We start from the raw sequence: 15,936 nt of genomic DNA, 5'->3' as shown, positions 1-15,936 counted from the left end.
AATTATCCATATTTTCGAGCCAAATACTTCAAAATAGTATCGACAATCTCCTGTTCGGAATAGGTCATATCGATGGTCAGGGCCCTTTTGGGTACCTCAAGGGATTCAAAATCGGATTTTAGCAATTCGGCCGGCCTAGGCTTACCTCCCACCTGCTCGGCACGTTGGGCGACATATTCGTAGGATCCGCTCATAAAGATCCAGTCCAACTCATGGTCTACCTGGGAGGAGAGCATTATGCGTTGATCCTTTTTCAGTACCGAGCACGAAACCACACATCCTTTTAACCGGGCTTGTTCCGAGATAAGTTCCTTAATGGCCGTCAGCCATCCTTCCAAATCCACATCCTGCAAAAATCCGTCTTCCGGAAGTCCATCGGTAACGAGCAGCTTATCGGCATCAAAGAACGGAACTTCCAACCTATCGGCCACTTTTCGACCTATGGTACTTTTTCCGGTACCGCAAACCCCTACCAAGATAAGCACGTAGTTATGTCTTTTCATTTTTAACTTTTAATTGGTTAACCAATTTGGTTAACCAAATATAATTATATTTGACAATAAACAAAGCCTTAACTTCAAAAAAATTCATTACCAAGCAATTACGATCATGAGCCACCACCATAAAAACACATCGCGCAGGACGTTTATCAAGCTATCGGGCGCCGGTGTTGCAGGCCTCCCCTTTCTCAGCCTGGCCGCCCCGTTTTCCGGATACGGAAAACCCGAGGAAACGGGCTTGGAAGTCCACCTCTTCTCCAAGCACCTACAGTTTTTAAACTATACCGAAATGTCGGAAGCCGCAGCCGAAATGGGTTTCGACGGCTTGGACCTTACGGTCCGACCCAAGGGCCATGTACTGCCCGAACGCGCCAACGACGATCTGCCCAAGGCCGTAGAAGCTATGAAAAAACATGGGTTAAAGCCCCATTTGATGACCACCAATGTAAAGGACCCCCACAACGAAATGGAAAGAAGCCTACTTGAAACGGCAAGTGCACAGGGCTTTAAACACTATCGAATGGGCTGGCTCAAATACGATGGGCACAGGTCCATCCCCGAACAGCTCGTTGAATTTTCACGACTGTTCGGGGAACTAGAATCCCTCAATGCCCACCTATCCCTCAAAGGGGCCTATCAAAATCACGCGGGCATACATGTGGGCGCCCCGATCTGGGACACCTACGAAATCATCAAGAACCTCAAATCGGGATATTTGGGCGCCCAATACGATATTCGTCACGCCGTTGTCGAGGGCGGTGCCAGTTGGGAACTGGGCCTCAGGTTGATCAAAGACCGCATCCATACAATAGCCATCAAAGACTTTAAGTGGGGCAAGGTGAACGGGGCCTGGCAACCGGTCAACACCCCGCTCGGTGAAGGTATGGTCGATTTCGACCGTTATTTTTCCCTATTGAAGAAATATGGGATCCGGGTACCGGTTTCGCTCCACCTTGAGTACGACCTGGGCGGGGCGGAACACGGAGCCCGCCAGATAACCATCGACCGAAAGACCGTTTTCTCGCGGATGAAGAACGATTTGGACTTTATCAAAACCACGTGGTCCAAAGCCACATCCGACTAGATTTCAAGGAATACCCCGACCCATTCACATGTGGGTCTTTGCCGGTCTTTGATAAAAGCTTGAAACAAAGATTGAAGTAATGCCAATTTTTATTATTTTGTCCTGCCCCAAATCCTAATTTAAATTATTAAATTAAGATTAAAGGTACACTTGAAAAAAATCACACTTCTCGCCCTGGTCGGCCTGTTTGTTTTCTGTACTCCCCGAAAAAAGAAAATCGGTTCTTCCGATCCTTTGGTGGAAACCGACAGTATTTCGTATTACTACAAGCGTTCCAAGGACAAAAGGCTTTCCCTGCAGGAACGATGTACTGCCATTCAACGATCGTACGCCCTGGCAAAAACCAAGGCGCGCGACTCCATATATGGCCAGGTACTCTATCGAAAGAACCTGTTGCACCTAAGCGCCAAGCAATACGATAGCCTTTTGGCCTACAGCAAGCTGCTCATAGGCCAGGAATCAAAATTACAGGCCCCTTCGGTCATGGCCAGACAATATTACCTACTGGGTTACTACTACGATGAAGTCGCCCAAGACTATGCCAAGGCCATCGCCAGTTACACGGCCTCAAAAAACCAGGCCCTTAAGTACAACGACAGCAGCCTGGTCGGTAAAAGCTTAATGAACATAGGTGTTTTGCAAAAGGACCAAAACGACTTTTTTGGCAGTAAGGAGACCTTGGTCGAAGCCTTAAAATTCATAAAAGACCCCTTATTGGCCACCTATTGCCATAACGCCCTGGGCACCGACCACAGAAAACTTCTCAACCACTCCGAGGCCATCAACTACTATAAAAAGGCAATCAAGGGCGCCGGCACCCCCGACGACCGCATCCTGTACCAGAACAACCTCGCTACCGCCTACATCGACAACCGGGAATACGAAAAGGCAGAAGCCCTGTTGAAAACGATTTCAAAGGACACGGCACTTCCGAAAAACCAAAAACAGCACGCCAGGGTACTGGACAATTTGGCCTATGCCCGGTGGCTTTCGGGCCTCGAAATCGGGGAGGGGGAATTTCAACTACCGCTCAACATGAGAAAGGCACAAAACGACCTTAGGGGCCAAATTGCCAGCTATACCCATTTGGGGGAGTTCTTTAGCAATACAGATAAACAAAGGGCAAAGGTGTATTTTGATTCGGTAATCCAGCTTTCCAAACGCCTAGGGATTCCCAGGGCCGAAAAGGACGCCCTACAGTTTTTAATGCCCTTGGAACCTTCTAACGTGAAGTTGAGAGATCGCTACGTTTTTCTACAAGACAGCCTGTATGTGCAAGAACTAAAGGTAAAGACCCAGTTCGCCAAATACATCTACGACGACCAATTAAGGCAGGAATCGATCCGCCGGTTGGAAAAAGCCAATCTGGAACACGAACTCGAAGCCGTACGCCAGCGCAACCAAAAAATCATCTCGGTTTCGGCTTTGATACTTGTTCTTTTGACCGCCCTTTCCATCGGCTACTTTCTGGTACAGCGTGGCAAACAACTGAAGCAGCAGAACAGAACGGCCAAACTCGAGGCCACTTACGAGACCGAAGCGTCCCTTTCGCGAAAATTGCACGACGACTTCGGAGGCAAGCTCAACCACGCCATGGTACTGCTCCAAAACGGTACCAGTCCCGAAAAGGTACTCGATGTTGTCGGGGAACTGTACAACCAAAGCCGAAACTTCTCCAGGGAGATAAACGATGTCGATACCGGGCCCAACTTTAAGGATACCCTGTTCGGCATTCTGGAGGCCTACTCCAAAAACACCCAACTCTTCATTACCGGAAGCAAGGACGTTCAATGGAACAACCTCAGCCCCCTTTCCAAAAAGACGCTTTACAAAGTGTTGCAAGAGCTGATGATCAACATGCAAAAACACAGTAAGGCCACCATGGTGTTCATCTCCTTCGAACAAAGCAAAAAAACCTTAAAAATCAACTATTCAGACAATGGAATAGGTGTTTCTCCGAAGGGGATGAAAAATAAAAATGGCCTTAGGAATACAGAAAAGCGTATTCATGCCATTGATGGAAGCATTATTTTTGATTCGAGCAAAGGCGAAGGCTTTAACGCCTTTATTGAGATACCGAATTAAATTGTGCCGACCATGTTCAATAAAATATTGATTGCCGAAGATTTCCAAGACACCAACAAGGGTATCGTAAACGCCCTTGAAACCCGATTGCCCATTAAGACCATGTGTGGGGAACTGTATTGCGACAAGGCCTATAACCGATTTAAAGCGGCCTTGGACGAAAACCAGCCTTTTGAGCTCTTGATAACGGATCTATCATTCAAGGAAGGGCCGGTACCCCGAAGGCTTACCTCCGGGCAAGACCTTATCAAAGAGGTGAGAACCCACGACCCGAACATAAAGATCATCGTAAACTCCATGATCGAAAACCCCGTGCAAATCAACAGGCTATTTACCGAGTACCAGATCAACGGATATGTCTGCAAGGGCCGTAACAGCCTCGACGAATTGGTGAACGCCATTTACGAAGTATGCCAGAACAGGACCTTTGTCTCTCCCCACATTAACCTGAACAGTGCCAACACCGTTTTTGAATTGGACGAATACGACCTTATGATCTTAAAAGATCTTGCGGAGGGCTTTACGAAAAAGGAAATATCGCAAAGGCTAAAGGGAAGAAACATCTCGCCCAACAGTGAAAGTACCATAGATAAAAAGGTTAGCCGGCTCTTTGATCAATTTGAGGCCAAAAACACCCATCACCTCATCGCCAAGTTAATCAAGCAAGGAAAAATCTAAGCCGCGTTCCCAACTTCCTTAAAAAAAAATTCGCCCATTACGGAAATCTGTAAAATTATTAGCCAAAATCGATTTAGGTTTGGGGGTCGGTTCTTTTTGAACCCTATTTCTGCTTTTAAAAGATAGACCGGCCTGCTTAAGCGATGATTGGGGGATCTTTCGATTTTGCGGGCTCGGTCTTTTAAAGAAAGCCTCCCTCACACCGACCAACCAACTCAACCGTTCCCTATGAAAACCAGCACCTTAACCCTCACCGACCTTATCAAACCAACCCAATCACCAACCCTGCCGGCCAATCTGAATTCCGCTACCGAAAACAGCTCCGTGGCCTTGGAAGCCATTCAATGGATCAACTGGTGGTATGTGGCCATTACCCTGGAAGGATTGGTCGTTCTCTTTATCTTGGTCAAGCTCATACGCGCCCAAAGAAGCTATAAGGCGGACAAATCAAAATACGAAAGCCTATTAAGGGCCGCCCATAACGATTTTGGTATCCATCCCGTGGAAAAAGACTCGTACCAGGCCCAGAAATTGTATAGGGTCCTATGCCGCAAGTGCCATCCCGATCGATTTAAGGACCAGTACCAAAAGGCGCTGGCCCACGAGCTGTTTCAGGAAATATCGATACATCGCGGCCATTATGCCAAACTCGCACAACTAAAGGTCAAGGCAGAACGTCACCTTGGTATAAAGCTTTGAATTCAATCGCTAGTCAACACCCTGCACACCTTCGAGGGTAGGTTTTACCGGCTTGATGCTTCCATCCGCGTTGAATTCCATCCTATCGATACACACTTCCCTGTGGTATCCGGCGGCATCGCCCATTTCAATCCCCTTGGGCCGGCTAAAACGATGGTACACGATATACCAATCGTCGGTCCCGGGCACATGGATTACCGAGTTATGGCCCGTTCCGTAGATTTGCTGCGAATCATCCCTTTTAATAACCAGATTATCCTCTGGTATGTTCAAGGGGCCCAAAGGCGATTTGGCGGTGGCATAGCGCACCCGATAGTTAGGGCTACGGGTATCGTCTTCGGACCATAGAAAATAATATAGGCCGTTTCTATAGAAAATTTCCGCACCTTCCCTAAAGGTTTTATCGGGGGTCAACACCTTTACGGTCTCCTTTTTAAGACTGAGCATATCGGCATTCAATTCGGCCACGGCCAGGTACCCATTGCCCCAATACAGGTATGGGGTGCCACTTACGGTATCAATAAATACATCGGGGTCGATTTCTTGTCCGCCGCTTATCCCATCAGGCTTAAAATCGATCAAGGGCCGACCCGAGTCTTTAAACGGGCCGGTCGGGGCATCGGAAACCGCCACCCCGATCTTCTGGGCCGCGGTGAAGTAATAAAAGTACCTGTAGTTTCCGTCTACCTTGGCTTCTACCAAGCTTGGTGCCCATGCGTTTCTATCGGCCCATGACACGTCTTTCTTTAAGTCGAGCAGGATGCCCTCGTCGTGCCAGTTCACCAAGTCGGTAGACGAAAAGGCTTTAAAATAGGTGCCCGACCAACCGGTAAATCCATCGCTGGTTGGGTAGAGATAGTACTTCCCGTGTTTCTCGGAATAAATGATCTCAGGGTCGGCATAGTAGCCTTTCAGCACGGGATTGTTGGCCTTGGACACCCTCACCGAATACCGTTCTTGCTTTCCGTCCAGGGTGGTCAAGGTATAATCGAGGGGGCCTTTTGAAAAGTCCCGTACCCCCATAGGCGACAGTGAATTTTCTGGAAACAACTGAAAATTGGGATCAAATCGCGATATATCGGTCTTGGAATCAACAGGAAGGTAAACTTCCTTGTTTTCCTCGTCGACGACCATATTGATCGGCTTGGCACCCTCGGCCTTTGAGCTTAAAATACCCGGAACCTTTCGTGATGGGAATTGAGTCAAAAGCCGCTCACTTTCTTCTGCGGTAATAGGCAATACGCTACCGTGGCGCGGATGGAAATTCATATATACCTGCTCATCGACGACCTTAAAATTCTTAAGATCGGTACTTTCGGTAAATTGATATTTTCCACTCATATACATATCGTACATCAGTATGTATTTATCGGAACCGATCAGCTTAAAAACGCCCGATCCCTCTACCGCTTCATCGGTTTGGTCTACATTGCCCTCAAGGGCCCCATAGCCTGAAGTCAGTTTATCGGATATCGCCACTTTAATTCCTTTGTCCTTGGTGCCCTCGGTCTTATAGAACAAATGGAATTTACCATCCTTTTTTACTATATCGCCGTCAATGGCCGCCATTTTATTGGGGTTGAAAAACAGCTGCCGGGGTGCCGATTCGAGTCCGGTAAAATCTGCGTTGGCATAGGCGTAGTAGATCTTGTCGTAACTCCCGGGTTCGAGCATGGAAAAATACACCATGTATTTATCCTTTTCGTCATCATAGATGGTCTGGGGCGCCCAGACGCGGTTAACTTTTGAAAAGGTATCTGGAAACGCCTTCGGAATATCGACTACCGAAGACTCCCAATGAACCAAATCTTTTGAGGTCAGCATAATCATCGCCGTATTCGTCCACCCGTTTTTTGAAAGCAAATCGGTCAGCACCATAAAATACGTACCATCCTTGCCCCGCAAAATGTGCGGATCCCGAACACCGCCCGTAGTACTAATTTTTTCCGAATCGATCACGGGTTCGTTATCATTGAGGGCATAATAATTATACCCATCGGAGCTAAGGGCGTACCTTACCGCCTCTTCTCCGGCCCCGTTACCCGTAAAATAAGCGAAGAGGTAATGGGTATACTCCTCCCGAGGTTCGGCCAGGTTACAAGAATTAAAGGACAAAAACAGTAGCAAGGCTACAGCGTTTCGCATGGCAAGGGATATTATCAATGACCTTGTTCCTTTAAAAACGGCAGGTCTTCGTTTATCGGCGATCGGTATAAAATTCTCCATTTTTTTTGCTTTTCGGGATGGTCGGTTTTATTCTAAAACCATAAATATGGCATTTTAAAGGATGCCAGAAAAATTATTTCGTATTTGCCACATCTATGCGTTTAATCAATCTATTTCATCACGGCCCTAAACCGAACAACACGTAATTCGGCACAAATAAAAACGCAAAAAGTCCCCACACAAGGGATTCTCATCGCAGCCTACCTTTTTATTTGCTATCTATTGTCTTTTTTACGCCAGTAATTGGCCAACAGGGACCCCGAAATATTCATCCAAGGACTAAAAACGGCCGCGGCCAGACCCAAGGTCGCCAATTTTCCCATGGCTCCTGCCAAGCCCGATGCCATGCCGCCGTTCTGCAAGCCCACTTCAAAAGCTATGGTCTGGCTCTGTTTTCGGTCCAACCCTGTCGACCTGCTCAGCCAATAACCGAAGAAATAGCCCGCCCCATTGTGCAATACGGCGGCCAAAAAGAGCAAGCCCCCAATTTCCAGCAGGTGATCGCGGCCGGCCGCAGTAGTGACCAAGGTAAAATAAACAATGCCGAACATAGAGAAGTAAGGCATCAGCACATCTATTTTGGCATAGCCCCTGTAGAGCAGATTGTACAAGTACCCTATTGCGATAGCCCCGCACAAAAAGTTGACAATCTCAAAAATACTTGCTGCCGTTTTCGATTCCAGGCCGGCGAAAAAGTCGGCCAAAAAAAGGGCCGCCATTAACCACGCCATGGAGATTATCGTAGCATACCCGATTTTTTTTCGGGTACCCGGCCCATAGTTTTTCAGCATGTCGTGTACCATGGCCGCCAATAGGGGGACCAATACTATTTTAACAATCTGCATCATCATATCGAAAAAATCGATTTCTATAAAAGTGCCTGCAAACATCTTCATTAAAAAGGTGGTCATGATCGGTGCGGTCAATGTTGAAATCGCGGTAACCGTAACCGACAATACCAAATCGCCCTTGGCTATATAGGTCATTACATTGGATGCCAGACCACTACTGCAAGAACCGATCAAGACAATCCCTGCGGCAACTTCGGCATCAAAGCCAAAGGTTTTCGCAATCGTAAAGCCAAGAAGGGGCATTATGGTAAATTGGCCCAAGAGGGCGACGAGCACCCCCTTACCAGACTTGCGAATTCCTGTAAAATCCTTAAGTCCCATTTGGGTACCCATGCCGAACATGACCAATTGGACAATGATAAGAATAAGCCACTTGTTCCGTAAATCAACGCCCCCGACATTCAAGAAAAAATCGGGATATACCAATCCGGCAACTACGGCAGCCATGATCCAGAAGGTATATTGGTAGCCTTCCATTTTTTTTAAATGGCCCACGCCAATGGCCAAACTGGAACACCCGAGAATCAAGGCCAATTTCCACGGTACTTCAATTTGCCATAATCCGCCAAATGCGGAAACGGCGAACAGTACAAGGGAGGCCCAAAGAAAGTATTTCCGCATAAGACCAGGTTATTTCAAATAGGTTTCCGCCAATTTTTTCATGGCGATTTCGGGGCTGGCCAAAATGGGAACGGTTTTTTCTTCAGGTTTTAGTCCATCGACCACACGCGCCATGGATGCCTGCGCCAATACGATTACATCGACTTCCCGTATCAACGCCTTAAGTGCCGAGGCAACCATTTCGTCGTGTTTCCCCGGATTGCCGCCCATTAGTGCCTCAAAGGCCCCTTCACACAATCTGGAAACCAGGGTTACCTCCTTGCCCATCGCTTCGGCCCTTCTTTTTACCAAATCACTGGTGGGAGCCAAGGTGGTCGGCAATGTGGCTATTACCCCGATTTTATTGCCCATCCGTACCGCTTCGTCGGCCATGGCCCGATCTACCCGGATTACAGGGACATTGCTGAGGGTAGCCGCCGTTTCGATGGCCGAACCGATGGATGAGCATGTTGCCAATATTACATCGGCTCCCGCAGCTTCCGCAGCTTTTATATGGTTTACCACCCTTGCCGCCGTATTCGGTGTTAGCCTGCCTTGCTTGATTACATCTTTGATCACACTATCGTCGGCAATATTGAAGGTATCGACGTTCGTTAGGTATTTGTCCGTCAATTGCTGAAAAACGGGTACCAGCGTAGCCGATGTATGCACAAAGCCCAATGTTCTTTTTTTCATAATTTTTCGCCTTTTAAAACTTTTAAAAAATAGTTAGGGGTGCCTACTTGACCGCCCTTAAAATTCAATTCCAGTCCATCGACCATCGCATCGTCTGAAATAGCCCTGCACAAAGGTGCGCCCGGCGCCAAGGGTGCAATCATCTCCAAAGCGATGATGTTCAGTTCCGATGCCGCATAACTCGAGGTGTCGCCACCTGCAAAAAGAATGCGTTTTACCTTTGCTTCGGCCAACACCTTTTTTGCGATCCGCCCTAGAATGGAGCCGTATTCCCTACTGCATTCTTTCTGAATATCGGCAACATCCAGGCCCCGTTCCTTAAAGTAGCCTTCCGTTTCCGCAATGCGCGGGTCTTTGGGACCGATGCTGGTATGCAAGATGCAACTTTTGCCCTCTTTTAAATCTTCGATAACCCGGCAGGCCGTGTTTTCCAGGAGTTCGGGATGATGGTGCTCGTCAACGGCATTGCTCCCCAACGCGATTTCGGAGAATCCGTGACCCAAAGCGTATTCGATCTGTTGGGCGGTAACCGGGGAACAGCTTCCCGACAAAACCAGTATGGGCCCAGCTTCGCCCAAGGAATCGAACGACACCGTATTCCGCAGTACACCCTCTGCCTTCCAGGCCAGGCCCAAGGCCATTTCCACACCCGATGACCCTACAGAAAACAATGTCTTCCCCTTGGCCAATTGATGAAAGACGGTGCCCACGGTATGGAGGTGGGCAAGGTTGAGGCCATCGAAAAATAGAATTTCAGCCTCTTTGTTTTTGGCCACTGCCTTAAGAACCGCCTTGGGTCCTTCCTCTATAACCCCAATATGAACAAGTGCAATGGACTTTGAGGTCTGCTTCGCCAAGTGCAGCGTTAAATCGGCCTCATCGGCAGGTGTAACCGGATGCTTGCCCATCGAAGGGTGACGGTCTATTCTATAAATTTCGGCATCGCCGAAGGTTCCCATCTTCGCAAACAGGTTTCCAAAAACGCAATACCTGCCCAAGTGGGGTGCCGCGGGCAATATCATAACCGTTTTTTGCCCAAAAACCGCACTGCCTATTTCAATCGCCTTACCGATATTACCCACATGGGGCGCTGAATCGAAGGTAGAGCACACCTTGTAATGTACATGTGCGGGATTCAATTTCTTAAGGATTTTAAAAGAGGGAACAAGCTCCGTGTTCATCTCCGAAGGGGACATGGAACGACCCTTTCCGGCAATACCGATCGCCTGTAAGCCCTTAAATCGGTTCAAATACCCTGGCTGCGGCTCTTTTAGAAAAAGCACCGTTTTCACCCCTGCCAGGGTCAAATATTCCAAAGCATCCGTTGAACCGGTAAAATCGTCACCATAGAATGCCAAAAGCAATTGATTTTTTTGATTCATAAGTTGGAAAACTTTTTTACGGATGCCGAAAATTCCGGGGACCTTTTGGCCGTTTCCTCCAATGACAATCCTTCTACGGCTCCCGCCCAAGCTGCCTTCAGGGCGGTTACCCCGGCCTGCGGCCCCATAGGATGCGCCAAAATTCCGCCGCCGGCCATATAGAGCAAGTCGGTGGTACGCGTTCTACGATAGGTTTCAAAGGCCTGACCGCCCCACTGCCCGGAGGAGACCACCGGCACTATTCCGTCACCTCCCAAGAACGGTTGCAAACAGCTCTTGATGGAAGCGACAACGGAATCGTCGGACTCCCAAAATTTATTTTGAATCCCGTTGACATGAAGTTGGTCGACACCAGCCAGGCGTTGAAGCTTTTGATAAGCCGGAAACTCTATCCCCAACAAGGGGTGCCTATTTAACATGCCCCATCCGTTTCTATGGCCATGAACGATCAGTTCGCCCCGATCGCAAATTTTCTTGGTTCCCGTTAGCCCAACACTGTTGATGCTTACCATAGCACAACTCCCCTTTTCCTTTAAGACCAGGTCGTACTTATGCTGCATCGCATCGATCTCATCACTGATATTGAAGGCATACATTACTTTTTTGCCCGTTCGCTGTTCGTTATCGCGAATGACCTTCATAATGGCCTTGACCCTATCGTCAAAAAAGGAATTGGCCGCAGACCCCATCAACTCATCATCTTTTATAAAGTCGATTCCGGCCCCTATCAATTTCTTTACCAACGATACGGTGTCTCCAACAGATAGGCCTATACTTGGTTTGATTATGGTTCCGATCATGGGCCTGCCCGACACCTTACACGAGGCCATGGAACCTTTAATGCCAAATCGCGGCCCCCTGTAATGCTCCTTAAACGAATTCGGGACTTCGAGATCCATTAGTTTCAAGCCCGTAAACTGGCTTATCTCATACAGATTGCCCTGTAAGGTACTCACCAAAACAGGTAGGTTATACCCGAAATTTTCGATGGACCAACTTACCTTGACCCTTGCCCGGGCGTATGCCTTGTTCGGCAAGGCCTTACCTGGAATAGAGGGGCGTTCGACCGCATCCAACACCTGGATGTCTTCTACTCGGGCCGCAAATCGTTGTTTTAGAGCCTGTGTTTCCCCAGGTACCGATACAAAGGTTCCCGAAGATTGCTCACCGGCCAATACCGCCGCGGCATCTTCGACCTTATACGGTGTCTCTATATAATATTCCGCTAAAATTCTTTCCATTCGAGTCCTGTAATAATCACTCCATCAATACCCCATCCATACGGTCATTTCTTTTTTTGAACGGTTTCCCCAGGTGTAATAGGGCACCAAAGTTATATCGACGGTTTGTCTTGATTTGGAGAGCGGTTGGTACAAGGTATTGCTCCAATCATCCGTTTTCACGAAGGCTTTTGCATCGATACCCACCACGTTCCTGTTGTTTATGCCAAGGTTTTTTACGGTGAAATCCGAATCTATGTCCAGTACAACCTTATTGATGTCTACGGATGTTGAAATGTCTTCGGTTTCGAGGCAGTAGACCAATGGTCCCCGTTTTACCGCCACCTGGTTTTTTGTTTCTTCAACGAGTGGGTTGGCCTCCATCAACGTAACCGGCATTGGAATATTAAGTTCGATGGTATCGCCTTTCTTCCATCTTCTTATCAGTTTCGAATAGCTTGCGGCCGTTACGGACCCGTCTATTTCTTCATTGTTAACCGCTATCGTCGCTCCCTCGCTCCAACCGGGTATCCTCAAAAAGATGGCGAACTCTTTTTTGGGCGCCCTTACTATCTTCAAGGTTACCTTACCGTCCCATGGATAGTTTGTTTGCTGTTCGACCTCAATTGCTTCTCCGTTAAGGGCGGTGGTCTTTAGGTTGTTGCTACCGTACAGGTTTACATACAGCCCCCCATCAACAAGGTTGTAGGCATAATTACCCACTTGGGCCAAGGTACGGGTTACATTGGGCGCACAGCAGTTCGATTTAGAAATATACCCCTCTCGAAAATTTCCCCAACGTTGCTCAAAAGGCAGGTTGTTGGAAACATTCAGGGGGTTGTTATAACAAAATTCCTTTCCTTCGAGGCCAATACCTGAAAGCACGCTATTGTACAGGGCCAATTCCACTATGTCGGCATATTTGGCATCTCCGGTAATCTGCAGCATTCTCCAATTCCATAATACGTTACCGATATTGGCACAAGTTTCGTTATGGGCGGTGGCATTAGGCAGCTGATAGGGGCGGCCATAAGCCTGGTGCACTTTTTGCACTACGGACGGGTTGTATACCGTTCCGTCGGGAGACACGCCGTCGTACAGGGCTCCACAAGCCCCTGTGATGTACATTTTTCGATGGGCTACATCTTCCCAGATCGACTTGAGGTTCTGCAATAATTTTTCTTCCCCCGTTTCGGCATATAGGTCGGCGATGCCCGCGTAGAGGTAATTGGCCCGAACCGCATGGCCCATGGCCGTGGTCTGTTCCCTAAAGGGAATTCTATCTTGATTGTCGTCGGTACCGTCATCGGTGGTACCCCTTATATCTATTAGATTATTGGCCAACTCCAAGTAACGATTGTCCTTGGTGGTGCGGTACATTTCCACTACCCCCATGTAATGGGACGGACAGATGGCGTTTCGCGCCAATTCGGGGGAAGCCTTTTGGTAGAAATCGTACAGGTAATCGGCAACGCCCTTGGCCACATTCAAAAAATTCTTCTTCCCCGTGGCCCTATAATGCACACATGCGGCAGTCATTAAGTGCCCCATGTTGTATTTTTCAAAACCCAATTGTTTTTTCAGCTGTTCCGGCCCCAAGGTACCCCATCGTTCTTCGATCAATACGGGGGTGTTCAGGTAGCCGTCTTGTCTTTGCGCCTTTTCGAACAAGGCAATGGCGGCATCCATTTTCTTGTCGAGTTCAGGGTTTTTGGTTATCGCATAGGCTGCGGCCATTCCTTCCAATATTTTGTAGAAATCACCGTCGTGAAAAGAAGGCCCCTTGTGTTTACCCTTCATCAAGCCGGCCGCAATTTTAAAATTTGCATAGGCGTGGGTAACGGAATCGTTCCGGTATAGGTCCCACATATAGGGCAGGGTATGCCGGGTTTCGATATCAAATTGCTCCTTCCAAAAGCCACTGGTCCATTTTACATCTTCAAGATTTACACTTTTAAGCCTTGAATAGGGGCTGTCCATATTGGCGACCAATCCGTTTTCCTGTGCAAGAACGACTCCGCCGAAAACCATAAAAAGAAGTGTAGCTGCGATGTTTTTTGTCATTGTCCTGTATTTGTCGGTTATTAATTAAAGTTGGTTTACTGAATATATGGTTCGAACGTAACCCATGTGCCCTTTACCCTTATTCTTGCTCCCTTTTGTCGGGAAACAAGGCCAACCGGCAAATGATGCGCTACATGATCGGTTTCCGGGTGCCGTACCGGGTCGCTGTCGGTAAAAAGATTCGTCCGGATTTCGCCTTGTGCAGCTCCGGACGATCTTTTGACTAACAACTAAACTAGCTCAAACCAACTATTTTTAACTGCTCGGGATGTTAAAAAATCATTCTACCTTTCCGTTAACAAGGGCGTCAATACCCCTCGTTTTGAACAAGTTCGGGGTTCGAATCAAGTTCTGACTGTGGGAAGGGCAGTTTGTAAAAATGATCTTTGAACACCATGATGTTACCGCCCGTTGTCGGCATTCCATCCAATTTTTCCTTAGCTATGCCCCAGCGCTTAAGGTCAAAATAACGATGGCCTTCCAATGCGAGCTCTACTCTTCTTTCGTTGCGTATAAACTCGCGTAGGGAACCCTGATCCGCATACATTGTTCGATCGACTGCCGGCATGTTAACACCGCTTCTTCCGCGAACCTCATCCAATGCATTGTAGACCGACCCATCGGGGCCGCTGGCCTCGTTCTTTGCCTCGGCGTACATTAGAAGTATATCGGCATACCTTAAATGAACAAAGTCATTGTCCGATTCGAATGCATCTTCGGAGGTCAACGGCATTACGGCAAGATCGACGTACTTTTCCATCACAAAACCTGTCATGGAAGAAAAAATAGGTACATCGTTCGGCCATGACTCATCGGGTAGTTTCATGGTCATATCCAGTCGGGGGTCCCTGTTCTGATAATTTTCGGAAGGCAGGGAGGTGGAGGCGGGATCATCGCCATTGGACATTTGATAGGCATCGGCCAGATCGGCAAAAGGCTGCAAATAGTACTGTTGTCCCAACTCTAGGTACAGCCCGGCGGGTACGGGGTCTACCCGGTGTACATCGTTCGAACTGTATTTGGTAGAGAACAAGATCTCGGCATTGACGCTCGGATTCGCTTGTCCCCCTTTAAGAAAGATATCCTTATAGCTATCGGCCAATCGAAACTTACCCCCATCGATCACATCCTTTAGTACATCGGCCGCCTCGGCCCATTTTTCCTGGGTCAACAATACCCTTCCCAATAGACCTTGCGCACTGCCTTTAACGGCATGGCCCGAATACGGGGTGTCGGGCAGGGTGGAAATGGCAAAATTCAGATCTTCTTCGATCAACTGATAAATATCGGCAACAGGGCTCTTGGGTACCACCATCTCGTCCAGGTCGTCGGGAAAGGCCGTATACAAGGGGGCTTCTCCCCACAGCTGTACCACATCGAAATAGGCCAACGCCCTTATAAACCTTACCTCTGCCTTGTAAACGTTAAGCTCGTCTTCGGTCAGCAAGGGGTCTTCGAGTGCGCCATCGGCATTGGCAAGAAAATAGTTGCACGCCGTAATGGCCTTATAGGGCTGTAAAAACATATTGTTCAAGGCCCCTCCGGAAGTGGCACTCAGAGCCCCAATTGTCATTTCGTAGAGATTGGTCTGTTCGAAATTCGGCATGGCGTTCACGGCATTGTCGGAAAGGCATTCGTAATAGACCCTTTCGTACCCCAAATAGTTATCCGTTAAAGTGGCATACACCCCTGCCAAACCTGTGACCACGTGGTCTTCGGTTTGCCAAAAGGTCTCACTGGACAGGCTGTCCAATGGGTTTTTCTCAAGAAAATCGTCGTCGCAAGCCAATGCCGTACAAACCAATACAGCACCGATTATCCAATTCGATATTTTATTATTTATTTTCATGA

Annotated in this window: 12 protein-coding genes and 1 pseudogene; 4 read left to right on the top strand and 9 right to left on the bottom strand. The window is 48.1% G+C overall.

The window, feature by feature from the left end; all coding sequences use genetic code 11:
- Positions 1-2: 2 nt before the first annotated feature.
- A complete protein-coding gene (locus tag BUB37_RS18540; RefSeq protein ID WP_072995326.1) occupies positions 3-503 on the bottom strand; it encodes a shikimate kinase in 501 nt (166 codons plus the stop codon).
- A 106-nt stretch (positions 504-609) separates the two neighbouring features.
- Here BUB37_RS18540 and BUB37_RS18535 point away from each other — a divergent pair, with 106 nt between their 5' ends.
- From BUB37_RS18535 to BUB37_RS18520, 4 genes are all read left to right on the top strand, one after another.
- Positions 610-1,584 carry a sugar phosphate isomerase/epimerase family protein gene (locus tag BUB37_RS18535; protein WP_072995325.1) on the top strand — a complete coding sequence of 325 codons (975 nt, stop codon included), beginning with the start codon at positions 610-612 and terminating at the stop codon, positions 1,582-1,584.
- A gap of 150 nt (positions 1,585-1,734) precedes the next feature.
- The gene (locus tag BUB37_RS18530; protein WP_072995324.1) at positions 1,735-3,669 is read left to right on the top strand and encodes a tetratricopeptide repeat protein; all 1,935 of its coding nucleotides are present in this window, start codon (positions 1,735-1,737) and stop codon (positions 3,667-3,669) included.
- A gap of 12 nt (positions 3,670-3,681) precedes the next feature.
- Positions 3,682-4,347: a helix-turn-helix domain-containing protein gene (locus BUB37_RS18525; RefSeq protein ID WP_072995323.1), complete on the top strand. Its 666-nt coding sequence runs from the start codon at positions 3,682-3,684 to the stop codon at positions 4,345-4,347.
- Between the two features lie 228 nt (positions 4,348-4,575).
- Positions 4,576-5,046 carry a J domain-containing protein gene (locus tag BUB37_RS18520; RefSeq protein WP_072995322.1) on the top strand — a complete coding sequence of 157 codons (471 nt, stop codon included), beginning with the start codon at positions 4,576-4,578 and terminating at the stop codon, positions 5,044-5,046.
- 9 nt (positions 5,047-5,055) lie between these two features.
- On the opposite strand, the gene BUB37_RS18515 is transcribed toward BUB37_RS18520, so the two are convergent.
- The 8 genes and pseudogenes from BUB37_RS18515 to BUB37_RS18485 form a co-directional block, all read right to left on the bottom strand.
- Positions 5,056-7,272 carry a glycoside hydrolase family 43 protein gene (locus tag BUB37_RS18515; RefSeq protein WP_244526899.1) on the bottom strand — a complete coding sequence of 739 codons (2,217 nt, stop codon included), beginning with the start codon at positions 7,270-7,272 and terminating at the stop codon, positions 5,056-5,058.
- A gap of 215 nt (positions 7,273-7,487) precedes the next feature.
- Positions 7,488-8,744 (bottom strand): bile acid:sodium symporter family protein, encoded by a 1,257-nt coding sequence (locus BUB37_RS18510; RefSeq protein WP_072995321.1) that lies wholly within the window; start codon positions 8,742-8,744, stop codon positions 7,488-7,490.
- Between the two features lie 9 nt (positions 8,745-8,753).
- The gene (locus tag BUB37_RS18505) at positions 8,754-9,419 is read right to left on the bottom strand and encodes an aspartate/glutamate racemase family protein (RefSeq protein ID WP_072995320.1); all 666 of its coding nucleotides are present in this window, start codon (positions 9,417-9,419) and stop codon (positions 8,754-8,756) included.
- Positions 9,416-10,801, bottom strand: a complete 1,386-nt coding sequence (locus BUB37_RS18500; protein WP_072995319.1) for a four-carbon acid sugar kinase family protein — start codon at positions 10,799-10,801, stop codon at positions 9,416-9,418. Before BUB37_RS18500 ends, BUB37_RS18505 begins: the two co-directional genes overlap by 4 nt.
- On the bottom strand, positions 10,798-11,700 hold the full coding sequence (locus BUB37_RS18495; protein WP_317616558.1) for a RuBisCO large subunit C-terminal-like domain-containing protein: 903 nt from the start codon (positions 11,698-11,700) through the stop codon (positions 10,798-10,800). The genes BUB37_RS18500 and BUB37_RS18495 overlap by 4 nt, the downstream gene beginning before the upstream one ends.
- Positions 11,686-12,045, bottom strand: a pseudogene (locus BUB37_RS21985) (ribulose 1,5-bisphosphate carboxylase); the annotation flags it as partial. The gene BUB37_RS18495 and the pseudogene BUB37_RS21985, both read right to left, overlap by 15 nt.
- 21 nt (positions 12,046-12,066) lie before the next feature.
- On the bottom strand, positions 12,067-14,085 hold the full coding sequence (locus BUB37_RS18490) for an aceric acid hydrolase (protein ID WP_072995317.1): 2,019 nt from the start codon (positions 14,083-14,085) through the stop codon (positions 12,067-12,069).
- Between the two features lie 307 nt (positions 14,086-14,392).
- The gene (locus BUB37_RS18485; protein WP_072995380.1) at positions 14,393-15,934 is read right to left on the bottom strand and encodes a RagB/SusD family nutrient uptake outer membrane protein; all 1,542 of its coding nucleotides are present in this window, start codon (positions 15,932-15,934) and stop codon (positions 14,393-14,395) included.
- Positions 15,935-15,936: the final 2 nt, after the last annotated feature.

The organism is Pseudozobellia thermophila, from assembly GCF_900141855.1.
GTDB classification, from domain to species: Bacteria; Bacteroidota; Bacteroidia; order Flavobacteriales; family Flavobacteriaceae; genus Pseudozobellia; species Pseudozobellia thermophila.
This window is presented reverse-complemented; position numbering and strand designations above follow the sequence as displayed.